The following is a 26,436-nucleotide window of genomic DNA, read 5'->3' as shown; positions in this document are numbered from 1 at the left end:
ATCGTGGCTGAGACCGGAGGCCAGGGCGCCCGCGCCCTGGCGCTGCAGTCCCTGAGCAAGAGCTTCGGCAACGGTGCTCCCGCTGTGGACAACGTCTCCCTGCGGATCGAGGAGGGTGAGTTCTTCTCCCTCCTCGGTCCCTCGGGCTGCGGCAAGACCACCACGCTGCGCATGGTTGCAGGCTTCGAGGCGCCGGATTCCGGCCAGATCCGCCTCGGCGCGCAGGACATCACGCCCCTGCCGCCCGAGCGGCGCGACATGGGCATGGTGTTCCAGAACTACGCGCTCTTCCCGCACCGGACTATTGCCGAGAACGTCGCCTTCGGGCTGCGCATGCGCAAGGTTCCGAAGCCCGAGATCGCCACCCGCGTGCGGGAGGCCCTGGCGCTGGTGCGGCTGACCGGCTTCGAGGACCGCCGGCCCGCGCAGCTTTCCGGTGGCCAGCAGCAGCGCGTGGCGCTGGCGCGCGCCATCGTCATCAACCCTGCCGTGCTGCTCTGCGACGAACCGCTGGGCGCCCTCGACAAGAAGCTGCGTCAGCAGATGCAGTTCGAGCTGAAGACGCTGCACCGCCGCCTCGGCCTGACGATGATCTACGTCACGCATGACCAGGAGGAGGCGCTGACCATGTCCGACCGCATCGCCGTGATGCGCGCTGGCAAGGTGGCGCAGTGCGGCGCGCCGCGCGAAATCTACGACCGGCCAGTGGACCGCTTCGTCGCCGACTTCATCGGTGACACCAACATTCTCGATGGCGAGGCCAGTGGCCTGGCCCTGCTGATGCCCGGCGGCTGGCGGCTGCCGCTTCCGGAAGCGAGGCAAGGCCGCGCCAGTGTGGCGCTGCGGCCGGAGCGAGTGCGGCTCTGCCCGCCCGGCGCCGGTCTGGTGGACGCCACCGTTGAGGAAGCGAACTTCCTGGGGGATTCCGTGCTGCTGAAACTTTCCCTGCCCGGCGAGCAAGGTATGCTCGCCCGTGTGCCCCGCCATGCCGAGGCGGGATCGCTGGAGCCTGGCGCCACACTCGGCCTGACCTGGCAGGCCGATGACCCGGTGATGCTCGCCGATGCCTGAAGCGCCTCTTCCCTCTCCGGCCGTGCTGCGCGTCCTTGTCATCGGCCAGGCACCGCGACGCGAGCTGGAAGAGCAGATCGCCCTTGCCGTACCTGGCCTGCGCATCGCCATGGAAGGTGCGCTGGATGGCATGACGCGGCAGGAGATCGCCCGCGACGCCGCACCACAGGGCAACGCCGACACACTCTTCACCGTGCTGCCCTCCGGTGAGACGACGACCATTTCCAAGGCCGTGGTCACCGCCCGGCTGGCGGAGAAGCTGCAGCATGGTGGGCCGACATTGCTGTGTTGCACCGGCAGCTTCCAGGGCCTGCCGCAGCGTGCCGATCTGGTGCAGCCCTCGGCGGTGCTGAACGCATTGTCGGCGGCGCTGCTGCCGCGCGGGCGGCTCGGCATCTTCCTGCCCCTGCCCGAGCAGCTCGCCCCCCTCGGCGCCAAACGGGCCCGGGAGGGGCTGGAGACGGTTCTGCGCTCCCTCCGTCCGCTCTCGGATGAGGCCACCGTGGACGCCGCCGCGCGCGAGATGGCGGCGCAGAAGCCGGACCTCGTGCTGCTCGACTGCATGTCCTATACGCGCGCCGACAAGGAGCGGATGGCGCGGCATCTCGACTGCCCCATCCTGCTTTCCATCGCGACCGCCGCCCGTGCCGCCGCCTGCCTGCTGCCGGAGTGAGCCATGCGCGACCTGACGCTCGACGATATCGAGGCGCTCGCGACCGGCGCCTGGGTGCTGGGCACTGGCGGCGGCGGCTCGCCCTATCTGGCACTGCTGAACATGCGGCGGCTTTATGCCGAGGGGAAGCGCGTCGCGCTGCTGGCACCCGAGGAGCTGGCGGATGACGACCAGGTTGCTGTCGTCTCCAACATGGGCGCCCCGCTGGTCAGCCAGGAGAGGCTGGCCGACAGCGCCAGCATCGCTCGCGCCGTGCAGCTGATGGAGGAGTATCTCGGCATCACCTTCCGCGCCATCATGAGCGTCGAGATCGGCGGCAACAACGGCGTCAAGCCGCTGCTCGCCGCCGCCGAGCTGGGCAGGCCGGTGGTCGATGCGGATGCCATGGGCCGCGCCTATCCCGAGGCGCAGATGACCAGCTTCGCGGTTGGGGATCTGCGCCCCTGGCCGCTCGCCATGGTCGATCCACGCGGCATCGAGGGCATCGTCGCGAAGGTGCCCAGCTGGAAATGGATGGAACGCATGGCCCGCAAGATGTGCGTCGAGCTTGGTTCCACGGTGGCCAATTGCAAGGCGCCGCGCAGCGGAGCGGAAGTCAAGCGTTGGGGTATCCTGCACACCACCAGCAAGGCGATCGAACTCGGCTATGCCATCCAGGCGGCGCAACGCGAGCATCGCGACCCGATCGCCGCCGTGCTCAAGAGCCAGGAGGGCCTCAAGCTCTTCACCGGCAAGGTGGCGGATATCGAGCGCCGCACCACGGAGGGCTTCCTGCGCGGCGTGGCAAAACTCGATGGCCTGGACGCCGACCGCGGTCACCGCTTCGAGTTGGCTTTTCAGAACGAATGGGCGGTGGGCTGGCAGAATGGCGTCGCGCGGGTGATGACGCCGGACCTGATCTGTGTGCTGGACACCACCTCCGGCGAGGCAATCGGCACCGAAACCATCCGCTACGGCCAGCGTGTCACCGTCATCGCGCTGCCGGCGCCGCCGGTCTTCCTCTCCCCGCGGGGCCTGGACTTCGTCGGTCCCCGCGCCTTTGGCTACGATCTCGATTTCACCTCGGTGTTCCCGTCATGAAGCGCATCGGCATCGACGTGGGCGGCACCAATACCGATGCGGTGCTGCTGGATGGCGGCCGCATCGTTGCTGCCGTCAAGACCGCCACCACGGAGGACGTGCTCTCCGGGGTGCGGCAGGCGTTGCGCGACGTCACTGCAGCCGCCGGGCAGCGCGGCGTGCAGGCGGTGATGATCGGCACCACGCATTTCGTCAACGCGGTGGTGCAGCGGCGCGAGTTGTCACGGGTCGGCGCCATCCGGCTGGCCATGCCGGTGGCCGCCTCCCTGCCCCCCTTCTGCGACTGGCCGGAAGATCTGGCCGCTATCGCACGTGGCGCGGTGCACATGGTCGAGGGCGGGCACGACTATGACGGCCGCCCGATCATGCCGCTCGACGAGTGTGGCGTGGCGCAGGCGGCGCGCGCCCTCCGCGCCGCAGGGATCGACTGCGTGACAATCAGCGCCATCTTCTCCCCGCTCGATCCCTCGATGGAGATCCGCGCCGGCGAGATCGTGCGGCAGGAGCACCCTGAGGCCAGCATCACCCTCTCCCACCAACTCGGCCGCATCGGCCTGCTGGAGCGGGAGAACGTGGCGCTGATGAACGCCTCCCTCGCACCCCTGGCACGCAAGACCATCCGCGCCTTCGAGGCAGCGTTGCAGGAGGCCGGCCTCTCGGCTGCACTCTTCGTTACGCAGAACGACGGCACGGTGGTGCGCGCCGAACTGGCCGAGCGCTTCCCCGTGCTTTCCTTCGCCTCCGGCCCCACCAACTCGATGCGGGGTGCCGCCTTCCTCACCGGCCTCAAGGATGCGCTGGTGGTGGATGTCGGCGGCACCACCAGCGACGTCGGCGCCCTGCGCGCCGGCTTCCCACGCGAAGCCAATGCGGTGGTCGAGGTCGGTGGCGTCCGCACGCTGTTCCGCATGCCCGACCTGCTGTCGATCGGTCTCGGCGGCGGCTCGATCATCACCACCGATCCGCTCGCCATCGGGCCGCGCAGCGTGGGCTTCCGGTTGCTGGAACAGGCGCGCGTCTTTGGCGGCCCGGTGCTGACCACCACGGACGTGGCCGTCGCGGCAGGGAAGCTCACTCTCGGCGATGCATTCCGCGTGGCCGATATCCCCGCCCGCCTGCGCGACGAGGTCCTCGCCCTGGCCGGCCGGATGCTGGAGGAGGCGGTGGACCGCATGAAGACCGAGGCCGCCGAGTTGCCGCTGCTGGCGGTCGGGGGCGGCGCCTTCATCGTGCCGGACCGGTTGGCCGGCTGCAGCGCGGTGCTGCGCCCGGCACATGCCCATGTCGCCAATGCCGTTGGCGCCGCCATCGCTCAGGTTTCCGGCGAGGCCGATCAGGTCTTCCAGGGCCTTTCCCGCATCGAGGCCATGGCCGAGGCGGAGCGCATCGCCCGGGCCAATGCCGTGACCTCGGGCGCGGCGGCGGAAAGCCTCGCCTTGGTGGATATCGAGGATCTCCCGCTGGCCTATATGCCGGGCGGCGCATTGCGCGTGCGGGCCCGCGTCGTCGGGGAGGTCGCGGCCTGAGCACGGCCCTTCCCTTCCCCGCAGCGGCGGGCCTAGGTCAGGGCGGCTGCTTCGGCGGTCTCCCGCGCCGCGGCGGCAAAGGCCGCGGCAGTATCAGCCAGGTCACGCCCGTCATGCGCCAGCGAGATGTAGATCTTGCCGTCGCTCTTGAACACACCGTTGGCGCGCGCGCGTTCGTTGAAGCGCCGGGTCAGGTCGCGGTCCATGTCCAGCCCGCCACGATAATCGGTGATGCTGGCGCGGTGGGTGAAGACGGCGTCGAACATCACGGGCTCGCCGAGGATCAGCGCCGGCAGGCCGGCCTCCTTCAGGCTGCGCTCCAGCGCCGCCCAGACAGCGCGGCCATTGGCGAAGATGCGCTCATAGGCGCCGGGCCGCTTCAGGATGCGCAGCGTGGCAAGGCCGGCAGCGGCGGCCACCGGATTGCCGCTCAGCGTACCGATCTGCGGCATGAAGCCGGCCGCACCGACCTTCGTCCTGTCGAAATGCGCCATGATCTCGGCGCGCCCCGCGACGGCGGAAAGCGGGAAGCCGCCGCCGATGATCTTGCCCAGCGTGCAGATGTCCGGCGTGACGCCGTAGTATTCCTGCGCGCCGCCATAGGCGAGGCGAAAGCCGGTGACGACCTCGTCAAAGATCAGCGGGATGCCATATTCGGCAGTGATCGCGCGCAGGCCCTGCAGGAAGCCGGGAACCGGCGGGATCAGGCGCTGCATCGGCTCGATGATGACGCCCGCAAGCTCCTCGCGGTGCGCGTGGATCAGCGCCTGCGCCGCCGCCAGGTCATTGAACGGCGCGATCAGCATCTCGTCGCGCACGCTGTCCGGGATGCCGGCGGAGTCCGGCTGCGCGATGGGTGCATTGGCGGCGTCGGAGGGCCACAGGCTCATCAGGCCATAGTCGCTCATGCCGTGATAGCCGCCCTCGAACTTCAGGATCTTGCTGCGCCGGCGAAAGGCGCGGGCAAGCCGCATGGCATAGGCGTCGGCCTCGGTGCCGCTGCTGGCGAAGCGCACCTGCTCGGCGCAGGGCACCGCATCCACGATCTCGGCCGCGAGACGGATGCCTGGCTCGCTGTTGGCGAAGAAGGTGGAGCCCTGCGCCACCTGCTCGACCACCGCCGCGTTCACCTCGGGATGGGCATGGCCGACCAGCATGGGGCCCGAGCCGAGCAGGTAATCGACATACTCGTTGCCGCTGACGTCCCACACCCGGCCGCCGAGGCCACGGTGGATGACGGTCTCCACCGCCATGTTGCCAAACCCGCCGGCCGGCAGGACGCGGCGCGCCATATCGGCGAGTTCCTGTTCCTCGGCACCCATCCTGCGGTCCTGCATCGGTCCTGCCCTCCTTGCTGCGGCAGCGATGCAGCCACGCTTCCGGGCGTTGCGCAACGCCCCACCGCGCTGGAGACCGCGGCGCCCGCCTCGCGCCATGCCTTCACCCATGCCCCTGCGAATGAAAGCGATGCCTGAGATGCCGATTGATTCAAGCCGCTACCGGATCGGGTTCGACATCGGCGGAACCTTCACCGACTTCATCCTGCTCGACCGGCAGACCAGCACCATCCGGCTTCACAAGTGCCTGACCACGCCACAGGACCCCTCGCAGGGCGCCCTGGCGGGACTCGCCGAGCTGGTGGCCGGCGCCGGACTCACCCTGGCGGAAATCGGCGAGATCGTGCACGGCACCACGCTCGTCACCAACGCGTTGATCGAGCGGCGCGGCGCCATTCTCGGCCTGATCACCACGGAAGGCTTCCGCGACGTGATCGAGATGGGCACCGAGCAACGCTACGACATCTACGACCTGTTCCTGCAGTTTCCGGACCCGCTGGTACCACGCCGCCGCCGCCTGGAAGTGCCGGAGCGCATGGACCGCGGCGGCCAGGTCGTCACCCCGCTTGATCTCGATGCGGTGCGGCGCGCGGCAGGCGAGTTGGTGGAGGCCGGCGCCGGCGCCATCGCCATCTGCTTCCTGCACAGCTACCGCAACCCCGCGCATGAGAAGGCCGCCGCCGCCGCCATCCGCGAGGCCTTCCCCGGGATTGCCGTCTCCGCCTCGGCGGAGGTCGTGGCGGAGCTGTGGGAGTACCAGCGCTTCGTCACCACCTGCGCCAATGCCTATGTACAGCCGCTGGTGGACCGCTACCTGAAACGGCTGGAGCAGGAGCTTTGGGCGCGGGGCTTCCGCGGCGCGCTGCGGCTGATGCAGTCGGATGGCGGGCTGGTCTCGCCGGAGACGGCGCGCGCCTTTCCCATCCGCCTGCTGGAATCCGGCCCGGCCGGCGGCGGCCTCGCCACCGCCTTCTTCGGCGGATTGGTGGGCAAGCCCGACATCATCTCCTTCGACATGGGCGGCACCACCGCCAAGGCCTGCATGATCGAGGGCGGCCGTGCCGCGATCGCGCCGATGATGGAGGTGGCACGGCTGCACCGCTTCAAGAAGGGCTCCGGCCTGCCGATCAAGGCCCCCGTCATCGACATGATCGAGATCGGCGCCGGCGGTGGCTCGATCGCCTCGATTGACGAAGTCGGGCTGCTGAAGGTGGGGCCGCGCTCGGCCGGCGCCGATCCCGGCCCCGCCTGCTACGGCCGCGGCGGCACCGAGCCGACTGTCACCGACGCCAACCTGATGCTGGGCTACTACGATCCCGGCTTTTTCCTCGGCGGCCGCATGGCGCTCGATCAGCCGGCAGCCGAGGCGGCGCTGGCGCGGGTCGGCACGCAGCTCGGCCTTTCGGCCGTGGAGACCGCCTGGGGCATCCACCGTACTGTGACGGAGAGCATGGCGGCGGCGGCGCGCATCCACATTGTGGAGAAGGGCAAGGACCCGCGCCGCTATGCCATGGTCGGCTTCGGCGGCGCCGGCCCGGCCCATGCGGTGGAGGTGGCGCGCATCCTGGGCGTCGAGGAGGTGCTGATCCCGCCCGCCTCCGGCGCCGCCTCGGCGCTCGGCTTCCTCGCGGCGCCGCTGGCCTTCGAGCAGGTGCGTTCCCTGCCCCTGGCGCTGGACGATCCCGGCACGCCCGCCGCCATCGAGCGCGTGCTGACCGAACTGGCCGCCGAAACGACGGCGCTGCTGGTGGCCGCCGGCACCGCTCCCGCCGATATTTCCGTCGAGCGCAGCGCCGACATGCGCCTCGCCGGCCAGCTGCACGAGATCAACGTCCCCCTGCCGCGCGGTGCCATCACCGCCGAGAGGATGCCTTCCATCCTGGCGGCCTTCCGCGACGCCTATGCCGCACGCTATGCCTCGATCTACGAAGGCGTGCCGGCGGAGATCATCTCCTTCCGCGCCCGCGCCGTGGGGCCGGCGCCGGCGCTCAGCGTGGCCGAGGCCGGCCGGCCGACCGGCGGCGCCGCGCGCAAGGGCTCCCGCCGCGCCTGGTTCGGGGACGCCTTCCACGATACCCCGGTCTATGACCGCTACGCCCTGGCACCCGGCGAGACGCTGCACGGTCCGGCCATCATCGAGGAGCGGGAGGCGACCACCGTGCTCGGCCCGGAGGACAGCGTCACAGTGGGCGCGGCGGGCACGCTGCGCATCCGGGTGGGGGTCTCCGTGCCGCTGGCCGCCCGCATCACGCCGGAGATGCCGCTCGAGGAAGCGCGCGCGCTGATCGAGGCCGACCCCGTCTCGCTGGAGATCATGTGGAGCCGGCTGGAGAACCTGGTCGAGGAGATGTGGCACGGCATCTGCCGCACCGCCTTCAGCCTGATCGTCTCCGAGGCGCAGGACTTCGCCTGCGATCTGCTCGATGCGCAGGGTGAGTCCCTGGCGCATTCGCCCCGCGCCATGCCGGTCTTCAACCTCACCCTGCCGCGTGCCGTGAAGGCCATGCTGGAGAAATTCCCGGCCGAGACGCTGCGCCCGGGCGACGTGCTGATCACCAACGACCCCTGGCTCTGCGCCGGACACCTGTTCGACATCGCCATCGTCACTCCCGTCTTCCATGGCGGGCGCATGGTGGCGCTGCTCGGCACCGTCGGGCATGTCGGCGACATCGGCGGCGTGCAGGACCCGATGGCGGCGCGCGAGGTCTATGACGAGGGCCTGCAGATTCCGCCCATGAAGCTCTACAGCGAAGGCCGGCCGAATGCCGCGCTTTTCGAGCTGATGGCGGAGAACGTCCGCAAATCCGAGGAGGTGCTGGGCGATCTGCACGCCTTCATGGCGGCCAATGCCCAAGCCGCCGAGCGCCTGCTGGCCTTCATGCAGGACTACGGGATGCACGACCTGCGGGCCCTCGCCGCCGTGGTGCAGGGCCGCGCCGAACGCGCCATGCGTGAGGCCATCCGCGCCCTGCCCGACGGCGTCTATCACTCCGAGGTCAGCAACCGGATGCTCGGCCGCACGCTGCGCTACCCGCTGAAGCTGACCGTGAGCGGCGACAGCATCGAGCTGGACTTCGAGGGCGCGCCGCCGCAGCTCGAACGCGGCGGACTGAACTGCACCCTTTCCTACACGGTCGCGCACGCCTCCTACCCGATCAAGTGCATGCTGAGCCCGCAGGTGCGCGGCAATGCCGGCAGCTTCTATCCGATCAGCGCCAAGGCGCCGGAAGGTTCGCTGCTGAACTGCACCCGCCCGGCTTCGGTGGCCATGCGCACCCGCACCGGCTGGTACCTGGCGCCCAACGTGTTCCATGCCCTGTCGGAGGCGGCCCCGGCTCAGGTGCAGGCGCATACCGGCCTCCCGGTCTCGGTGCGCGTCTTTGGCAAGGAGACGACGGGCCGCAGCTATGCCGACCATTTCTTCATGGGCGGCGGCCAGGGCGGCAGCGCCGGGACCGACGGCAAGTCGGCGCTGCTCTGGCCGACCTCGGCGGCCAATACCTCGATCGAGCTGTTCGAAACCCGGGCGCCGGTGCTGATCGTCGAGAAATCACTGGTGGCGGATTCCGGCGGCCCTGGCCGGCGGCGCGGCGGCCTCGGCACCCGCACCCGGATGCGCAAGCTGCATGACGACGGCCAGCCGACACTGTTCTCGGTCTATCCCGAAGGGGTGGAGGTGGAGGCGCCCGGCCTGTTCGGCGGTCTGCAGGGCGGTGCGGCGTTGGGCGCCATCCTCGATGCCGGGGGCGGCCTGCTGCGCGACCTCGGCACCGGCGAGCTGGTGACGCTCACCGATAGCAGCCGCATGGTGGAGGTGCGGATCTGCGGCGGCTCCGGCTATGGCGCACCGGAGGAGCGCGAGCCCGCGCGGGTCGAGGAGGATGTGCGGGACGGCTATGTCAGCCGGGAGGGCGCGGCGGTCTATACGCGGCCGCAGGCCGCCGAGTAGCGCGGCGGAGCGGCAGGGCCAGCACCCTGCCGCCGCCTTCCGTCAGTCGCCGGCCGGCGCGTGGCCGGCATGGCGCTCCATCGCGTGGCGCAGCAGCGCGCCGGAGCGGTAGAGGCCGTGCACCATCTTGCTGTAGGGCAGCAGCAGGAACAGCGAGAGCACGATGCCCAGGTGGATGGCCAGCAGCACGCCCATCGCCCCCGTCCCCCGCAGCCCCAGCAGCAGCAGCCCCGTCAGCGAGGTCAGGCAGAGCAGGCCGAGAAGAGCGTAGTCGGCGCCGAGCAGGTTGCGCGCGGCCGGCGCCTGGTCGCTCACCACCTTCAGCCAGATCAGCCCCGCCGTGCCCACCACCAGGCCCAGCCCGCCCCAGGTGCCGAGCTGCACCGGCAGGCTCCAGAACGGATAGGGTGCCGGATGGCCGACGATATGATCGTAGAAGGTGGCCACCGAGGTCGAGGCGAAGCAGAGGAGGAAGCCGTAGAACATGGCGTGGTGGAACAGCCGGCGCTGCGTGGAGAAGCCCTCGTCGCGGTCGTTGCAGCCATGCCCGCCGCCACCGAGGTTGCGCAGCGTCAGGATATCATGCAGCGCGGTGGCAATGGGGCGCGGCCCGGCGGGCCCGGCGAGGCTGCTGCCGGTGTCCCGCCAGAAGTTGCGGAAGCCCATGGCGAGGGCCAGCAGCGCGTAGAGGAAGGTGCCGCCGGCGAGCGTCGTCATCAGCCACCAGGGAATGACGCGGTAGAAGGCGCCCGGCCCTTCATGCGCGGCGTAGAGCACCGAAGGCTCCTGGATCAGCACCGTCAGGATCAGCGTCAGCGCGATGCCGAGCGCCGAGATCAGCGCCACCACCGTGCCGTTGCGCTGGAACACGGCGCCGAGCGGTTTCGGCCAGGCGTATTCGGCATAGGTCTCGGCGCGCAGCTCGGCGAAGGCCTGCGGCAGGTTCAGGCCGAACTCGTGCGGCGGCGCATACTGGCAGGCGTAGTAGCAGCCTTTGCAGTTGTGGCAGAGATTGGCGAGGTAGGAGAGGTCGCCGGTGGTGAATTCCCGCCGCAGCTCCATCGCCGGGAAAACGGCGCAGAACCCCTCGCAGTAGCGGCAGGCATTGCAGATCTCGAGGGCGCGGCGCGCCTCCTCGGTGGTTTCAGTTTCTTGCATGTTTCGCGGCCTCCCGCCCCGCGATACGCCCGAAGACGGTGCCAATGGCCATGCCGAAGCCCGCCAGATAGCCTTTGCCGAGGATGCTGCCTGCCATGATCTCGCCTGAGGCGAAGAGGTTGGCGGTCGGGCGGCCATCCTGCATCAGCACCCGCGCGTTGCGGTCCACCTTGACGCCGAGATAGGTGAAGGTGATGCCGGGCCGCAGCGGATAGCCACTGAAGGGCGGCGCCTCGATGCGCCGCGCCCAGTTGGTCTTGGCCGGCGTCAGCCCCTCGGTGTGGCAGCCGTCCAGGCGGCTGTTGTCGAAGCTTCCGTGCCCGGCGGCGGCATTGAAGCCGCGCACCGTCTCCGCCAGCTTCGAGGGCTCGAGGCCGAGCTTCTCCGCCAGTCCCTCGATGGTGTCGGACTTGATGGCCGGGAAGACGGAGGGCATGAACAACCGCTCCGAGCGGCTGTCGATGATGGCATAGGCCACCTGGTCCGGCTGCTGCGCGACGAGCCGGCCCCAGATGGCGTAGCGCTTCGGCCAGACATCCTCGCCCTCGTCATAGAAGCGCTCGCCATGCCTGTTGACGACGATGGAGAAGGGCACGCAGTCCAGCCGGGTGACGATGCCGCCGTCGAATTTCGGCGCCCGCCCGTCGATGGCCACCGCGTGGCACTGCGTCGGGTCGCCGACGGAGGCAACGCCCTGGTCCAGCAGGTCGCGCAGCACGCGGCCCTTGGCATAGGGCGTGCCGCGGATCAGGAAGTTCTCCGCCGCCGGACCCCAGCCCTGCTTCAGCCATTCGAGATTGGCCTGGAAGCCGCCGGAAGAGGCCACCACCGTCTTGGCCCGCACCGTGCGCGGGAAGCCGCGGCTGATGATCTCGGCCTGGCGAACGAAGCCGTCATCCAGGCGCAGCGAAGCCACCTCGGTGTCATAGAGGATCTCGACGCCCAACTTTTCCGCCGTGGCGTAGAAGGCGTTCACCAGCGCCTTGCCACCGCCCAGAAAGAAGGCGTTGGTGCGCGAGAGGTTGAGCGTGCCGGTCAGCGAGGGCTGGAAGCGCACGCCGCAGGCCTCCATGAAGGGCAGTGCCTCGGCGGTGGCGCGAATGGTCAGCCGCGCCAGTTCCTCGTCGGTCTGCCCCCCGGTGACGCGCAGCAGGTCGTCCCAGTACTCGTCCTCCAGGTACTGCTCGGTCAGCACCGAGGTCGGCGCGGTGTGCATGGCCCGCAGGTTGCGGGTGTGCCGGCTGTTGCCGCCGCGAAAGGCCTTCGGCGCGTGCTCCAGCACCAGCACGCTGGCACCCGCCTGCCGTGCCGTGACAGCCGCGCAGAGCGCCGCATTACCCCCGCCGACCACCAGGACGTCATAGACGCGGTCCCAGTCCAAAAGTGCTCTCCCCGATGTTGTATGCGCCGGAATACAATGTCGGCATCACCGAGGCGGCGCAAGGGGGGCTCAGGCGCCGTCAGGCGTGCGGTTCTCCAGGGCCAGGCGGGCGCGGAAGGCGTTGCGGATGTGCTGCCGCGCGGCGGCCTCGGCGGCGGCGGGGTCACGCGCCGCGATGGCGGCGACGATCGCCGCATGCTCCTCCACCGCCGCCGCGCCGCGCTCCGGCACCGAGAGGGTGGTGCGCCCCAGCAGCACCAGCGAGAGCCGCATATTGTCCAGCATCGCGTCGAGGAAGCGGTTGCGCGCGGCGCGGTGGATCTGGCGGTGGAACAGGCGGTTGCTGTGCGCCAGCCGGCCGCCATCGCCCAGCAGGGCGCGGTCCGCCGCCACCATGTCGTGCAGGGCCTCCAGCTCGATGGCGGTGGCATGCGTGGCGGCCAGGAAGGCGGCGGTGCCCTCCAACACCTCCCGCATGTGGTAGAGCTCGACCATGGCGCTGTAGTCAAGCCGCGCCACCACCGCGCCATGGTGCGGCTCGTGCGTGACCAGCCCCTGGGTCTCCAGCCGCTTCAGCGCCTCCCGTACCGGCGTCCGGCTGATGCCGAAGCGTTCCGCCAGCTCGGCCTCCCGCAGGCGGCTTCCGGGGGCCAGATCGCCACGCGTCAGGGCGTCGAGCAGCATTTCATAGGCGCCGGCACCGGTGGAACGGGCGGGAGGGACAGGCTGGGCGGAGGGCAGCATGGCGGCCATTCACTCTCGGTCGGGCAGGGCCGGCGGCGTGCCGGTCCCATGCCAGCCCTGCCACAGATGCGGCGGCAATCCCAGCCTGGCATCATTCCGGCGCGGCGGGCGCCTCCTTCCCCGCCCGCCACGCGCCATCACTGCGCCGTGACATGCGCCGCCTTGATCACCGGCCCCCAGAGCGCGAACTCCTCGCGCACGAAGGCGTCGAGCGCCTGCGGCTCCGAGAGGTCCGGCTCCACCCCCAGCTCCTGCAGCCGAGCCTGCAGGGCGGGGTCGGCCATGGCCTCCCGGATGGCGGCGTTGAGCCTCTGTATCACCGCCGGGGGCACGCCATGCGGCGCGAAGAGCGCGGTCCAGGAGCGCACGGCGAAGCCCGGCACGCCGGCTTCCGCCACGGTCGGCAGGTCGGGCTTCAGCGCGCTGCGCTTCTCGCCGGCGACGGCCAGGATGGTCACCTTGCCGGCCTCCGCCTGCGGCAGCGCGGTCGGCAGGTTCAGGAAGCCCATCGAGACCTGCCCGGCCACCAGGTCGTTCAGCGCCGGGCCGCCGCCGCGATAGGGCACATGGACGATGTCCACATCGGCCCGCAGCCGGAACAGCTCGCCCGCCAGATGCTGCGAACCGCCGACGCCGGAGGAGGCGAAGCTGTGCTTGCCCGGCTCCCGCTTCAGCAGCGCCAGAAGGGCCGGCACGTCATGCACGCCCAGCTTGTTGGCGACCGTCAGCGCCAGGGGCACGTCCACCAGCATCGTGACGCCGTCGAAGGCCTGGCGCACGTCATAGCCCTGGTCCGGCACCACCAGCGGGTTCATCACGTGGTTGCTGGCCGAGGAGACCAGCAGCGTGTAGCCATCCGGCGCGCTGCGGGCGACCTGCGCCGTGCCGATCGCCCCGCCGGCACCCGCGCGGTTCTCCACCACGATGCTCCGGCCCAGCAGTGCCTGCAGCTTCGGCGCCAGCAGCCGTGCCACCACGTCGTTCGAGCCGCCCGGCGCATAGGGCACGATCAGCACGACCGTGCGCTCCGGCCAGGGCGCCTGCGCCCGGGCGGTCCATGCCAGCCCCGATGCGCTCCCCCCGAGTGCCGCCGCGGCCAGCATGGACCGCCGTGTCACTTCCGGCATTGCTTCCTCCTCCGTTCCACGGCCGATCAGTCGGCCTTCGCACCGGACAGCTTCACCACCTCGCCCCAGCGGGCGATCTCCTCGGCGATGAAGGCGCGGAACTCCTCCGGCGTGCTGGCCACCGGGTCGGCGCCCTGGTTGACCATCTGCGCCTCGATATCCGGCTTCTTCAGCAGGGCGATCGTGTCGCCGGCGATCTTGCGCACGATCTCGGACGGGGTCTTCGCCGGGGCGACCATGCCGAACCAGGAGGAGGCGTTGAAACCGGGAAAGCCGGACTCCGCCATGGTCGACACGTCAGGCGCGGCGCGCGAGCGGTGCAGGCTGCTGACCGCCAGCGCGCGCAGCTTGCCGGCACGGACATGCTCGATGCAGGAGGGGATGGTGGCGTACATGAAGTCCACCCGCCCCGCGAGCAGGTCGTTCAGCGCGCCGGCGCCACGATAGGGCACGTGGACGGTCGTCATCCCCGCCATGTGGTCGGCCAGCGCGCCGGAGAGGTGGGAGGAGGTGCCGACCCCCGTGGAGCCATAGCTGAGCTTTCCCGGCTGCCGCTTCGCCGCGGCCACCAGATCGGCCACGCTGTGGAGCGGCGAGGCGGCCGGCACGACGAGGATGTTCGGCACCCCCGCCAGCTCGGTGACGGGGGCGAAATCCTCCAGGGTGCGGAAGCCCGGGTCCTTGTAGAGCGACTGATTCACCGCCAGCGGCCCCACCGAGCCCACCAGCACCGTGTAGCCGTCCGGGTCGGCACGGGCGACGTATTCCGTGCCGATGTTGCCGCCGGCGCCCGGGCGGTTCTCCACCACCACCGGCTGCCCCCATTGCTCACCCAGCGCATTGCCGACGAGGCGGGCGATGATGTCGGTGGTACCACCCGGCGTAAAGGAGACGATGAAGCGCACCGGCCGCGTCGGCCAGTCGGCGGCACGCGCCGGGCGCGGCAGCCCGGCCACGAGACATGATGCAGCGAACAGCGGCGTGGCCTGCAACAGCCGCCGCCGGGCGATCTTCCTGGTCATCTTCCCTTCCTCCGCACGCTTGTGGTGCTGTCGTTGCCTGGCCTGCGGGCGTCAGCCACCGGCTGCCGCGGTGCCCGTCCCCGCGGCCCGGCCCCGCCTCAGGCCGGCGGGAAGTCGTAGAGCCGCGCCGGATTGCGGCTCAGGACCCGTGCGCGGTCGGCGGGGTCGGGCGTCCAGTCGAGAAAGATCCGCAGCAGCGCCGCCGCGTCCGGCACCGGCCCCTCGGGGCGCGGATGCGGCCAGTCCGTGCCCCAGACCAGCACTTCCGGGTTGGCGGCCAGCAGGGCCTCATGGAAGGGACGGGCCTCGGCGTAATCGGGCGCCGTTGCACCGAGCCGATAGGTGCCGGACAGCTTGGCCCAGAGCCGCCCCTCGGCCGCGCCGCGCCGCAGAGCCTGGAAGCCGGGATCGGCGGTGCCGCGGCTGTGGTGCAATCGGCCCATATGGTCCACCACGACCGGCACCGGCAGCCGCACCAGTTGCGGCAGCAGCTCCGGCAGGTCGGCGGCGTCGATCCAGAGCTGCAGGTGCCAGCCAAGATCGGCCATGGCGGGCATCAACGGCATGATCTCGGCCAGCCGCACGCCGCCATGATAGGCCGCCTGCCCGGCGCGGCGGTACTCGTTGGCGCGCAGCCCGCGGATGCCGGCCGCGTGCATCTCCCGCAGGATGGCGGGCGTCAGCTCCGCCCCGCCCACCGCGACGCCGCGCAGCCGCTCCGGCGCGCGGCGCAGCGCGTCCAGCGTGGCGGTGTTGTCGCGGTCATAGGCGCTGGGTTGCACCACCACGCCGCGCGCCAGACCGAGCTGGTCGAGCAGCGCCAGATACATCTCCAGCGGCGCGTCCTCCGGCGTGTAGGAGCGCGGCTCGGCATAGGGGAAGCGCGCGGCGGGACCGAAGACATGGCAGTGGCAGTCGCAGGCGCCGGGCGGGATGCGCGGATCGGGCGCGCTCACGAGGGCTGGATCCCGGCGAGATCGGCGGCGCGCTTCGCCTCCGCCGCCTGCTCGCGCAGGAAGCTGGCGAACCCCGTCGGCGTCAGCAGCGCGCCCTCGGCCAGCTCGGAGCCCATCTCCTGCAACTGCTTGCGGATGCCGGGATCAGCCACGGCCTGCGCCAGTGCCTCCTGCAGCCGGGCGAGCGTCGCCGCCGGCGTGCCGCTCGGCGCCAGCAGCCCGCAATAGCTGGCGGCGCGGAAATCCTTCACGCCGCCTTCGATGAAGGTCTGGACATCCGGCAGCAGCGACGAGCGGTGATCGGCAGCAATGGCGAGGATGCGGCCCTTGCCATCGCGGTGCAGCGGCAGCGCCGTGGAGTATTCGATGAACATCGCCTTGACGTTGCCGGCAAGGAAATCCGGCACCACCGCGCCGCCGCCGCGATAGGGCACGTGCAGCAACTGGGCGCCGGTGGCATTGTTGAACAGTTCCAGCGCCAGATGCCCGGTGCTGCCAACACCCGCCGTGCCGCAGGAAAATCCCTGCCCACCGGCCTTGGATTCCGTCACCAGCGCGGGGACATCGCGCGCCTTCACCGCATCGGTGACCATCAGCACCAGCGGCACGCGGTTGACCTGGCCGATCGGCGCGAAGTCCTTCAGCGGCTGGTAGGTGAGCGAGGCCTGCACCAGCGGGTTCACGGTGAGTGGCCCGTTCGAGCCGGCGAGCAGGGTATAGCCGTCCGGCGCAGCGCGGGCGACGCTCTCCGCACCGAGGCTGCCGCCAGCCCCCGGCCGATTCTCGACGATCACTGTCTGGGCCAGCATTTCCGACATGCGTGGCGCGAGCAGGCGCGCGACCAGGTCAATATTGCCGCCGGGGGCATAGGGCACCACGACGCGGATCGGACGATCGGGCCATCCTGCTGCCGCAAGCAGGGGTGCGGCGAGCAAGCCGAAGGCATGGCGACGGGTCAGCTTCATCGCGGACTCCTTTGCCTGTTGTTTGTTGCTTGGACGTTTGGAAGCGCGGCAGGCGGGGCAGTGCCCCGCCCGCGGAGAGGTTCCCCTCAGTCGGCGTAGCTGGGGTCGAGGCGGTCGAGCATCCGCAGCAGCGCCGGCCACTCCATCACGCCATAGGGGCGGCGCGTCTGCGGCTGATAGTTCATGTAGGTGGCATCGAGCACGTCCTGCGGCACCTGTACCAGCGGCGTGTTGCAGGCCATCGCGGCAAGCTGCGACCGGCAGGACAGTTCCAGCCGGTGGATGGCGTTGAAAGCCTCGGCAATGGTGCGGCCGACTGTCATCAGCCCGTGGTTGCGCAGGATCAGCGCGTTGTTGTCGCCGAGATCGGCGACCAGCGAATCCTTCTCCGCCTCGTCCAGCACCACGCCGCGATAGTCATGATAGCCGATGCGCAGGAAACGCATCGAGGTCTGCGTCATCGGCAGCAGCCCGCATTCCAGCGTGGAAATCGCCATGCCCGCCCAGGTATGCGTGTGAATGACGCAGTCGATCTCGTGCTTGGCCGAATGCACAGCGCTGTGGATGACGTAGCCGGCGCGGTTGATGCCATAGTCGAAGTCGCCATAGTCCGGCTTGGCGAGGATCTTGCCATCGGCATCGACCTTGACGAGCGAGGAGGCGGTGATCTCCTCATACATCATGCCATAGGGATTGATCAGGAAGGCGGCGCCCTCGCCCGGCACGCGGGCGGAGATGTGGTTCGCCATCATGTCCGCCATGCCGTAATGCGCGATGAGGCGGTAGCAGGCGGCGAGATCCACCCGCGCCTCCCATTCCTCCGGCGAAACCTTGGAGCGCATGTCACTGATGCGCAGTTGCCTGCGGGTTTTTTCAAGCATGGCCGTCCTCCTGCTTGCTGGCCCTCCAGACGGCAAGCCGCGGCGCTGCGCGGGCTTCCGCAGTCTGGCCCAGCATTTCGTATTCTGCGGTATACAATGCGCCGGTGCGGGATCGTGCGCAAGCGCGAAGCCGGGCCGCCCGGCAGCAGGGGAACCATACCTTTCCCCTGCGCTGTGCGTCCGTCACGGCCGTTGCTGGGGCAGTGGCTGGCTCCAGGAGGGGGTTTTTGGCGGGGCCTCTCGCCTCCCCTCCCCTCACCCGCGCCCCAGAGTCCTCAGAGAGGGCCGCCGAAGCCGTACTGATAGCGAGCCGGTGTGAGACGCGTCTGGTCCTCGACCGCTTCCACACCCTCGATGCGCTCGGCCAGTATGCGCGCGGCATGCTGCGCCTCGGGCGAGCGGTGGTAGCCTTCCAACCGCACGACGCCGTTCCGGACCTCCACCGAGATGCGGCGAAGATCGGCCCAGGGCTGCTGGCGCATGGCCTCCAGGATGTCACGCTGGATCCGAGCGTCGAGCGTGCCCTGCGGGCTCTCCACTGCTGGGGCGGCCGCCAGCACGGCCCGCAGCAGGTCGGAGCGCGAGACGATACCGCACAGCCGGCCATCGCCGGTGACCACCGGCACACTGCGGATGCCCTTCTCCTCCATCAGCCACGCGATCGCCTCGGCCGGGGCCGCTTCCGAAACGGTGGCAACATGACGTGTCATCACGTCACCGGCCCGCAGCCCGTGCACCCGTGCATAGCGCTCTGCCAGGCCACGCCGGTCGGCGAACAGCGAAGCCAGCCAGCCCTGTGGAGCAGCATCTTCCTCGGAGAGGCCGCGGATGAGGTCCAGTTCGGCAACGATGCCGAGCAGGCGGTGCTCCCCATCGGTGACCAGCACGGCGGAGATCCCCGCTTCCGCCAGCACCCGCGCCACGCCGGCCACAGCCATGTCCTCGGGAACAGTCACGACGTCCTGCGTCATCGAGTCGCGCGCGAGCATCGCCCCGGTCCTCCCTTCCGCCACTGCCACGGTGCCTGCGCGGCTGTGTGCCGGCAGCGGCGGAAGGACAGCATGGGCATCTGCCGCATGATCTTGCGCTAGATCAGACGCGACCTTCACAAGCCTGAGAGTATCGAGGCCGTTACTCCGGCCGGATATTGTGCTCGCGGATGACCTTGCCCCACCGTGCCCGGTCCGCGGCGATTTGCTGCAGGAAAGCCTCCTGCGTGCCGCCGAGCCGCTGCAGGCCGTTCTCGGTGAAGCGGCGCTGCACCTCCGGCGCTTCCAGCGCCTTGTTGATCTCCACATTCCACCGCTGCACCAGCGCCGGCGAGGCACCACCCGGCATCACCACCCCGAACCAGTTCGGGATGACGAAGTCGGACAGGCCGGTCTTGGAGATGACGGGGACATCCGGCAGCAACGGCGAGGCATCCGCCGCGCCATAGGCCACCGGCCGCAACCCGCCGTCGCGGATCTGCCCCAGGAATTCCGGCATGTTGCCGAACATCACCTCCACGCGGCCGGATGTGATGTCGAGAATCGCCGGCGCGCCGCCGCGATAGGGCACCTGGTCGATGCGCGCTCCGGTGAGAGACGCGAAGAGCACACAGGAAAGCTGCTGGCTGGACCCCGCCCCGACCGTTGCGCAGCGCGGGTTGCGGCTGCTGTCCTTGCCCAGACGCACGAGATCCTGCCAGGTGCGGATCTCGCTCTTCGGGCTGGCGACGAGAATGTTGTAGACCGATGCGACGTTGGCAACCGGTGTAATGTCCTTCCCGACATCATAGGGCACTGCCTGCATCTGCGGCGTGATGGTCATGATGCCCATGGAGGCCAGCAGGATCGTATGTCCATCCGGCGCCGCGCGCGCCAGCTCCTGCGTGCCGATCACGCCGCCCGCGCCGGTGCGGTTGTCCACCACCACCCGCTGGCTGAGCTGCTTCGAGAGCTGGTCGGCCAGGATGCGGCCCAGCATGTCGGAGGTTCCGCCGGGCGAGAAGGCGTTGATGAAGCGGATTTCCTGCGACGGGAACGAGTTCTCCACCGCGGCCGCGATGCCGCCCGGGATGAGGGTGCCGGCCAGGGCCAGGGTCGCCAGGTGGCGCAGCATGCCGCGCCGTTTCTTCTCTGCCATATGTTCCTCCTCTGCTTGCCAGGCCGCCCTTGTCCCGGGCGGTCACGGCGGGTTGGGTTCACACGTAGCCAGGCCCCTCGATCGCCGGATGGGCCTTCAGAAAATCCTCATCCACCTCCACACCGATGCCGGGCCGCTCCAGCGGCCGCACGCAGCCATCCCCGCCGATGCGCCAGGGCTCGCTGACCAGGGCGTCGCGGAACAGGTTGCCGCGCGACACATCGGCCTCGAAGTAGCCGGCATTGTCGATGGCGCAGAGGAAATGGATGCTCGCCGCCTGGTTCAGCCCGGTCATCGAGCTGTGCGGGTGGACAGGGATCTTGTACGCGGAGGCGATTGCTGCGATGCGCAGCGCCTCCGTGATGCCACCGCATTTCGACAGGTCCGGCTGCCAGATGCCGATGGCGCCGTCGTCCAGCAGCGGGGTGAACTCGAAGCGGGTGAAGTGATTCTCGCCCACCGCCAGCGGCGTCCGGCCATAGCTGCGGGCCTGCGCATAGGCGCGGCGGTCATGCGGTGGGAAAGGCTCCTCCAGCCAGCCCATCCCCAGCCGGTCCATCGCCGGCAGCACGCGGCGGACATCCTCCAGCCGGTAAGCGGTGTTGGCGTCAGCGAGGATGTCGATCTCCTCGCCGAAAGCGTCGCGCACGGCCTCCATGCGGCTGATGTCGTTCCGCACCGTGTCGCCGATGCGCAACTTCAGCGCGCGGTAGCCGGCCTCCAGGTGCGGTCGCGCCTCCTCCACCAGCTGCTCCGGCGGCTGATAGCCGAGCGCGACACCCCCCGCATAGGCCGGCACCGGCCGCGACGCGCCCCCGAGCAGCCGATAAAGCGGCCAGCCGGCCGCCTTGCCGCGGATGTCCCACAGCGCCATGTCGAGCCCGGACATGGCCAGCGCGCAGCCCGCGCCCATGCCGTGGCTGGCGAGCTGGTTGCGGTAGATCCTGTTCCAGACGCCGACCGTGTCCACCGCGTCCATGCCCATCACGAGACGGCTCAGCGTGGTTTCCAGCAGCGCGGCGACGGCCGTATGGGCGCGGCCGTGATGGCTCTCGCCCCAGCCGACCAGCCCGTCCTCCGTGGTGACCTTCACCACCACCGCGTCCCGCTTCACCGCGCGGCCGACGCCCAGCGCGACGCCGCCGTCCTTGGGCACCGGGAAAGAGGTCGGATAGGCCTTGATGGAAACGATCTTGCTCATGTCGGAACTCCGGGCTGCCCATATTGCTGCAGGAAGGATTCGCGCACGGTGATGCCGAGGCCGGGGCGGTCGGGCAACGCGACATGCCCATCCGTGACCGGGAAGCTCTCCTCGATCAGGTCGTGCAGCATCGGGTTGTGGCCGAGGGAGTATTCCAGGATGAAGCCGACGCTCTGCGTCGCCGCCAGGTGCAGCCCGGCGGCGAAGGCCGGCGCGCCGGACCAGAGATGCGGCGCCAGCCGCAGGTTGAAGGCGGAGGCAATGGCGGAAATGCGCAGCCCCTCGGTCAGCCCGCCGGCGATCGCCAGATCCGGCTGCAGCACGTCGGCGGCGCGCAGCTCGGCGATCTCGCGGAAGTCGTGGCGGGTGAACTCGCTCTCCCCCGTGCTGATCGGCACCGTGGAGCAGCGGCGCACCTCGGCGAGGCCGTGCTTGTCGTCGGCGCTGACCGGCTCCTCGAACCAGAAGAGGTCGAGGTTCTCCACCATGCGGCAGAAGGCCCGCGCCTCGGCCACGGTCCAGGTGCCGTGTGCGTCGGCCATCAGCTTGATCTCCGGGCCCAGCGCCTCCCGCGCCGCCCGCACGCGGGCCGCGGAGGCGGCGGGCGAGCCGTCCATGACACCGACACGCATCTTCACCGCACGAAAGCCGCCCTTGTCGCAGTAGCCCTTGAGCTGCGCGCCGATCTTCGTCGCATCCGCCCAGCCGCCGGAAGCATAGGCCGGCATGCGCTCCGCCCGCCGCCCGCCCAGCAGGCGCCAGACCGGCACGCCGAGCGACTTGCCCAGGATGTCCCACAGGGCGACGTCCACCCCCGCGATGGCGGAAATGGAAAGCCCGCGCCGGCCGAGCTGCGGCAGGGCATGCCCTCGGGCGATGGCGTAGCCCTCGCGCGGGGTGTTGTACATCACGTCCCACAGGCGGGTGATGTCGCGCGGGTCCTGGCCCAGCAGGAGTGGCGCGTAATCCTGGTTGATGATGGCGGCGAGGCCGGCGCAGGCGGCGGCGCTGCCCACACCGGCCTTGGCCTCGCCCCAGCCGGTCAGGCCGGTATCCGTCTCCACCCGCACGATGACGGAGTCGAAGGTGGGCACACGGCCGAAATCGCTGGTGTGCTGCTGGTCGTAAGGGATCGGCACACGGCACCACGTGGCCTGGACGCGCGAGATCCTCATGCCGGGCTGACCTCCGGGGCGGAATGCCCGAGACGCGCACGCCGCCGCAGCGCCGCCTTCCAGGCTTCCGGGTTGATGAAGCTCCGCGGCTGCTCGCCGCGAAGGATGCGGACAGTCTCCTCCGCCGCGCCGATGCTCATGCGCGTCACGGCCTCGCGGCTCAGCCCCGCCGTATGCGGCGTCAGCAGCACGTTCGGCAGGCTGCGGAAGGGATGGTCCGCCGGCAGCGGCTGCACGGCATAGACATCGAGCGCCGCGCCACCGATCCGCCGCGCGCGGAGGGACTCCAGCAGCGCAGCCTCGTCCACCACCGGCCCGCGCGCGACGTTCAGCAGCCAGGCGTCCGGCTTCATCCGGGCGAGCAGCGCGGCCGAGACGAGGCCACGCGTCGCTTCCGTCAGCGGGCAGGCCAGGACGATGTAGTCGCTCTCGGCGAAGAGCCTTTCCGGCGTGGCGTAGCGGATGTGCTCCGGCAGGCCGGCGGCATTGCGGCGGTGGCCGAGCACCCGCATGTGGAAACCATGCGCGGCAATCTCCGCCAGCCGCTGCCCGATGGCACCGACACCGATGATGCCCAGCGTACGGCCGCGCAGTTCCGAGGCCGCCGCCGATTGCGCGCGAGCGGTGTTCCACCCTTCCCGCAGCAGCAGGGCGTGCATGGCCTCCGCATGACGTGCAATGGCCAGCATCTGTGCGATGGCGAACTCCGCGACGGAGTCAGCATTGCCGCCGGGTACATTGGCCACCAGCACGCCCTGCGCCGTGCAGTCCTCCACCGGGATCATGTCCACGCCCACCCCCTGCCGGATGGCGCCGAGCAGGCGCGGTGCACGCGCGGAAAGGTCATCCGGCAGCTTGCGCCGCACGATGACGGCATCGGCCCGGGCCAGCAGGTCATCCAGTCCACCCTCCTGCGCCAGCTCCACGGCATGCCCGGACTCGCGCAGGATGGCTTCGCCCGCCGGGTCGATCGGATCGGTCAGCGCGACGAGCATGGTCAGGCCACCTTGTAGCGGTGCAGGACGTCGCGGTTGATCTCGATGCCGAGCCCCGGCCCGTCCGGCACCCGCACGATGCCGCACCGCTGCTCGATCGGCTCACGCGCCAGCATGTCGCGCAGCGGATTGGGCGTCTGCTCGAATTCCAGCATGGGCGGCATCGGCCGCAGGGCGGGCGGCGTATCCGGCAGGGCCGCCAGGAACTGCACCGTCGCCGCCAGCCCGATGGCCGAGCCCCAGGCATGCGGCACGCATTCCACCCCGTGCGCCGAGGCCATGGCGGCGATCTTGCGGCACTCGCTGATGCCGCCGGCGGCACAGACGTCGGGCTGCACGATGTCCATCGCCTTGCGCGCGATCACGTCACGGAAGCCCCAGCGCGTGAAGTCGTTCTCGCCGCCCGCCACCGCCATGTCGAGCGCGCGCGTGACCTCCACATAGCCGTCATGGTCCTCCGGGCTGATTGGCTCCTCGAACCAGAGGATGTCGAGCTCCTCCATCGCGCGGCCCAGGCGGATGGCCTGCGGCACGGTGAAGCAGTGGTTGGCATCCACGGCCAGCCTGATGTCTGGCCCGATCACCTCGCGCACCGCCGCCACCCGCCGCAGGTCGAGCTTGGGGTCGCCGAGGCCGATCTTCATCTTGATGGCCCGGAAGCCCTGCTCGGCGTATTTCCGCGCCTCCTCTGCCGCTTCCTCCACCAGCCGGTCCATGTCGATGAAGTAGAGGCCGGTGGCATAGGCGGTCAGTTCGGTGCGGTGCGCCCCGCCGATCAGCTTGTGCACGGGCTTGCCAACCGCGTGGCCCATGATGTCCCACAACGCGATGTCGATGCCCGACAGCGCGGCGATGGTCATGCCGGTCAGGCCATAATCCTTGATGCGGTTGTAGAGATCCTCCCAGATCACCTCGACATCGAAGGGATCACGGCCGATCACGCGGTTGCGATATTGCGTCTCGATGATGCTGCGATTCACCGCTGCGGGGCCGTAGCACTCGCCCCATCCCGTGATGCCTGCGTCGGTGGAAACTTCCACGATGCAGGAGGCCCGCGTCGTATAGAGCCAGCCGCGCGCCGAGGTGAAGGGCTGCTCCACCTTCGACTGCAGCACATGGCAGGTTAAATCGGTGATCTTCATTCTTGTCCTCCTCCCTGGCGCCGTTCTGCGGCCGGTCAGTCGGTGCGCGATCGTCGCTGCAGCAGCTCCATCCAGTAGCTCTCGACGCCCCGCAGATGACCGCCCATCGCCGCCTCGGCACGGTCCGGGTCGCGCGCGACGAGAGCATCGCGCAACGCGACATGCTGGGCGTGCGACAGGGGCGCGCGCTGGCCATCGGCGAAGTAGTGGCGCCGCCGCGTGCGGGAGAGCAGATAAAAGGAGTTCACCACCCGCAGGAAGACGTGGTTGCCCGCCGCCTCCACCACTGCGAGGTGGAAGGCCGCATCCTGGTCGGCCAGGTTTTCACCCGCGCCGATGACGCGCGCGCTCTCCGCCAGCACCTGGTCGATCCGTGCCAGGTCGGCTGCGTCGCGGCGCTCGGCTGCCAGGCGCACGGCCTGGAGTTCGAGGATGCGGCGCAGTTCCACCACCTCCCGCACCTCCGTCTCGGTCAGCGGAATCCCCAGTTCGGCCTGCAGCACGATCGCGTCCAGACTGCCCTGTTTGTCCACGGCACGGAGATAGATGCCGGAATTGGGCCGGCGCTCCACCATGCGCAGCGTCTCCAGCACCGCGATGGCTTCCCGCAACGCGCCACGGCTGACCCCGAAGCGTTCCGCCAGTTCCCGCTCCGACGGCAGCCGGTCCCCCGGCTCCAGCCGGCGATGCGCAATGAAAGGCAGCAGGCGACCGATCAGGCTGGTGCGCTCGTCCATGGGCGCGATTGCGGCATCTTCCCCGGTGGAAGGCGGCAGGACGGGTTCGCGTTGTTTGCTCCGCATGAGCGACTGGACACCCCTGAAAACTGGATCTACCAAATTGGTAAGGCCAATCTGGTTGGACCACAAGGCCGCAATTCAGGGGGGGGGTACCGATGATCGTCGAGGAACGGATCTATACGCTGCGCGCCGGCGAGGCGGCCGCCTACATCAGGGCCTATGAAGCGGAGGGGATGGCGATCCAGCGGCCAATCCTGGGGCGGATGGTCGGCTACTACACAACCGAGTTCGGGCCGTTGAACCAGGTGATCCATCTCTGGGCCTATGAAAGCCTGGAGGAGCGCCGCGAACGGCGTGCGCGCCTGCTCGCCGATCCCACCTGGAAGGCCTATGCCGCCAAGGTCCGGCCCATGGTGTTTACGCAGGAGAACAAGCTGCTCGTGCCCGCACCTTTCATGCAGCTGCGCTGGCAGGAGGCATAGCGCGGGCGCCCGGCCGGTTCATCCCCGCGGAAGGGCCTTTTCCGGCCTGGCGCGAAGCCCGTCCATCAGCAGGCCGACAATGCGGCCCGCCCGGCGCCGCCAATCCGGCCCGGCCGGGGCGGAATAGATGCCGGTCAACGTGTGCAGAATGTCCTCCGGCTCGGCATCGGGCCGGACACTCCCCTGCGCGATGGCCGCAGCCAGCAACCGCGCCACGGCGCTGGGGAAGCCCCCCTGCACGGCTGCCACGATGTCCGGCCGCGCCTGCAGGAGCTGGTGCAGGCTGTCGCCAAGGCCGCGTTTGGTGGCCAGGTAGTCCAGGCTGCGCTGCAGCCACCGCGCCAGCGCCTCATCGGCCGGCAGCCGGGCCGCCAGATCGTCGGCAGCAGCCACCAGCGCGGCATGCTCCTCGCGGAACAGCGCTTCCACCAGCGCCTCCCGCGTCGGGAAGTGCCGGTACAGCGTTCCGATGCCCAGTCCGGCCTGACGCGCCACGGCCTCCAGCGAGGCCGCCATGCCCTGCTCCGCGACCAGCGCTCGCGCGGCCATCAGCAGGCGCTCGCGATTACGCCGCGCGTCGGCCCGCTTGCGGGGCTCCCGATCACATTCTCCAGCCGCCGACATGCCTCACCCTTGACCAGGCCCGCCGGGACCTTAGTTTGGATAAACGGAGGAACCCTCCGTTTATCCTTCCAAGGCGCAGT

The 26,436-nt window shown here is 69.9% G+C and carries 23 protein-coding genes; 6 read left to right on the top strand and 17 right to left on the bottom strand.

Going from position 1 to position 26,436, the window contains the following annotated elements:
- Window positions 1-3 precede the first annotated feature (3 nt).
- From QMO56_RS11905 to QMO56_RS11890, 4 genes are read left to right on the top strand one after another with little or no spacing between them, the layout of a single operon-like run.
- Entirely contained in the window at window positions 4-1,071 is a 1,068-nt protein-coding gene (locus QMO56_RS11905) for an ABC transporter ATP-binding protein (RefSeq protein ID WP_283525975.1), read from the top strand.
- On the top strand, window positions 1,064-1,744 hold the full coding sequence (locus tag QMO56_RS11900) for an AroM family protein (RefSeq protein ID WP_283525973.1): 681 nt from the start codon (window positions 1,064-1,066) through the stop codon (window positions 1,742-1,744). The genes QMO56_RS11905 and QMO56_RS11900 overlap by 8 nt, the downstream gene beginning before the upstream one ends.
- A gap of 3 nt (window positions 1,745-1,747) precedes the next feature.
- Window positions 1,748-2,824, top strand: coding sequence for a DUF917 domain-containing protein (locus QMO56_RS11895; RefSeq protein WP_283525972.1), 1,077 nt, complete (start codon window positions 1,748-1,750; stop codon window positions 2,822-2,824).
- Window positions 2,821-4,350: a hydantoinase/oxoprolinase family protein gene (locus QMO56_RS11890; RefSeq protein WP_283525971.1), complete on the top strand. Its 1,530-nt coding sequence runs from the start codon at window positions 2,821-2,823 to the stop codon at window positions 4,348-4,350. Before QMO56_RS11895 ends, QMO56_RS11890 begins: the two co-directional genes overlap by 4 nt.
- A 32-nt stretch (window positions 4,351-4,382) precedes the next feature.
- Here QMO56_RS11890 and QMO56_RS11885 read toward each other — a convergent pair whose 3' ends face one another.
- Window positions 4,383-5,687, bottom strand: a complete 1,305-nt coding sequence (locus QMO56_RS11885; RefSeq protein ID WP_283525969.1) for an aspartate aminotransferase family protein — start codon at window positions 5,685-5,687, stop codon at window positions 4,383-4,385.
- A 139-nt stretch (window positions 5,688-5,826) separates the two neighbouring features.
- Between QMO56_RS11885 and QMO56_RS11880 the strand changes: the two genes are divergently transcribed.
- Entirely contained in the window at window positions 5,827-9,636 is a 3,810-nt protein-coding gene (locus tag QMO56_RS11880) for a hydantoinase B/oxoprolinase family protein (RefSeq protein ID WP_283525967.1), read from the top strand.
- Window positions 9,637-9,678: 42 nt separating this feature from the next.
- Here the strand turns inward: QMO56_RS11880 and tcuB are convergent, their stop codons facing one another.
- The 15 genes from tcuB to QMO56_RS11805 form a co-directional block, all read right to left on the bottom strand.
- Window positions 9,679-10,794 carry a tricarballylate utilization 4Fe-4S protein TcuB gene (tcuB, locus tag QMO56_RS11875; protein WP_283525965.1) on the bottom strand — a complete coding sequence of 372 codons (1,116 nt, stop codon included), beginning with the start codon at window positions 10,792-10,794 and terminating at the stop codon, window positions 9,679-9,681.
- Window positions 10,781-12,175 carry an FAD-dependent tricarballylate dehydrogenase TcuA gene (gene tcuA / locus QMO56_RS11870; RefSeq protein ID WP_283525963.1) on the bottom strand — a complete coding sequence of 465 codons (1,395 nt, stop codon included), beginning with the start codon at window positions 12,173-12,175 and terminating at the stop codon, window positions 10,781-10,783. Before tcuA ends, tcuB begins: the two co-directional genes overlap by 14 nt.
- Window positions 12,176-12,244: 69 nt before the next feature.
- The gene (locus QMO56_RS11865) at window positions 12,245-12,919 is read right to left on the bottom strand and encodes a GntR family transcriptional regulator (protein ID WP_283525962.1); all 675 of its coding nucleotides are present in this window, start codon (window positions 12,917-12,919) and stop codon (window positions 12,245-12,247) included.
- A 137-nt stretch (window positions 12,920-13,056) separates the two neighbouring features.
- Window positions 13,057-14,046 (bottom strand): tripartite tricarboxylate transporter substrate binding protein, encoded by a 990-nt coding sequence (locus tag QMO56_RS11860; protein ID WP_283525961.1) that lies wholly within the window; start codon window positions 14,044-14,046, stop codon window positions 13,057-13,059.
- 26 nt (window positions 14,047-14,072) lie between these two features.
- On the bottom strand, window positions 14,073-15,068 hold the full coding sequence (locus QMO56_RS11855) for a tripartite tricarboxylate transporter substrate binding protein (protein WP_283525959.1): 996 nt from the start codon (window positions 15,066-15,068) through the stop codon (window positions 14,073-14,075).
- 98 nt (window positions 15,069-15,166) lie between these two features.
- Complete coding sequence (locus QMO56_RS11850; RefSeq protein ID WP_283525957.1) at window positions 15,167-16,024, bottom strand: amidohydrolase; 858 nt, start codon at window positions 16,022-16,024, stop codon at window positions 15,167-15,169.
- Window positions 16,021-16,989: a tripartite tricarboxylate transporter substrate binding protein gene (locus QMO56_RS11845; RefSeq protein ID WP_283525955.1), complete on the bottom strand. Its 969-nt coding sequence runs from the start codon at window positions 16,987-16,989 to the stop codon at window positions 16,021-16,023. Before QMO56_RS11845 ends, QMO56_RS11850 begins: the two co-directional genes overlap by 4 nt.
- Window positions 16,990-17,075: 86 nt before the next feature.
- Window positions 17,076-17,870, bottom strand: coding sequence for a class II aldolase/adducin family protein (locus QMO56_RS11840; RefSeq protein ID WP_283525954.1), 795 nt, complete (start codon window positions 17,868-17,870; stop codon window positions 17,076-17,078).
- A 275-nt stretch (window positions 17,871-18,145) separates the two neighbouring features.
- Window positions 18,146-18,859, bottom strand: a complete 714-nt coding sequence (locus tag QMO56_RS11835) for a CBS domain-containing protein (protein WP_283525952.1) — start codon at window positions 18,857-18,859, stop codon at window positions 18,146-18,148.
- A gap of 142 nt (window positions 18,860-19,001) precedes the next feature.
- A complete protein-coding gene (locus QMO56_RS11830; RefSeq protein ID WP_283525951.1) occupies window positions 19,002-19,997 on the bottom strand; it encodes a tripartite tricarboxylate transporter substrate binding protein in 996 nt (331 codons plus the stop codon).
- Window positions 19,998-20,055: 58 nt separating this feature from the next.
- Window positions 20,056-21,198, bottom strand: coding sequence for a mandelate racemase/muconate lactonizing enzyme family protein (locus QMO56_RS11825; RefSeq protein WP_283525949.1), 1,143 nt, complete (start codon window positions 21,196-21,198; stop codon window positions 20,056-20,058).
- A complete protein-coding gene (locus QMO56_RS11820) occupies window positions 21,195-22,373 on the bottom strand; it encodes a mandelate racemase/muconate lactonizing enzyme family protein (RefSeq protein WP_283525947.1) in 1,179 nt (392 codons plus the stop codon). Before QMO56_RS11820 ends, QMO56_RS11825 begins: the two co-directional genes overlap by 4 nt.
- On the bottom strand, window positions 22,370-23,368 hold the full coding sequence (locus QMO56_RS11815; protein WP_283525945.1) for a hydroxyacid dehydrogenase: 999 nt from the start codon (window positions 23,366-23,368) through the stop codon (window positions 22,370-22,372). Before QMO56_RS11815 ends, QMO56_RS11820 begins: the two co-directional genes overlap by 4 nt.
- 2 nt (window positions 23,369-23,370) lie before the next feature.
- Window positions 23,371-24,510 carry a mandelate racemase/muconate lactonizing enzyme family protein gene (locus QMO56_RS11810; protein ID WP_283525943.1) on the bottom strand — a complete coding sequence of 380 codons (1,140 nt, stop codon included), beginning with the start codon at window positions 24,508-24,510 and terminating at the stop codon, window positions 23,371-23,373.
- 35 nt (window positions 24,511-24,545) lie between these two features.
- The gene (locus QMO56_RS11805) at window positions 24,546-25,247 is read right to left on the bottom strand and encodes a FadR/GntR family transcriptional regulator (RefSeq protein ID WP_283525941.1); all 702 of its coding nucleotides are present in this window, start codon (window positions 25,245-25,247) and stop codon (window positions 24,546-24,548) included.
- A gap of 158 nt (window positions 25,248-25,405) precedes the next feature.
- Between QMO56_RS11805 and QMO56_RS11800 the strand changes: the two genes are divergently transcribed.
- On the top strand, window positions 25,406-25,732 hold the full coding sequence (locus QMO56_RS11800) for an NIPSNAP family protein (RefSeq protein WP_283525940.1): 327 nt from the start codon (window positions 25,406-25,408) through the stop codon (window positions 25,730-25,732).
- 18 nt (window positions 25,733-25,750) lie between these two features.
- Here the strand turns inward: QMO56_RS11800 and QMO56_RS11795 are convergent, their stop codons facing one another.
- Window positions 25,751-26,281, bottom strand: coding sequence for a TetR/AcrR family transcriptional regulator (locus QMO56_RS11795; RefSeq protein WP_283525938.1), 531 nt, complete (start codon window positions 26,279-26,281; stop codon window positions 25,751-25,753).
- Between the last annotated feature and the right edge of the window lie 155 nt (window positions 26,282-26,436).

The sequence above is a fragment of the Roseomonas sp. E05 genome (assembly GCF_030063475.1).
Lineage (GTDB): Bacteria > Pseudomonadota > Alphaproteobacteria > Acetobacterales > Acetobacteraceae > Pseudoroseomonas.
Note: the sequence above shows the minus strand (reverse complement) of the source record. Positions and strands in the feature narration are given on the sequence as shown.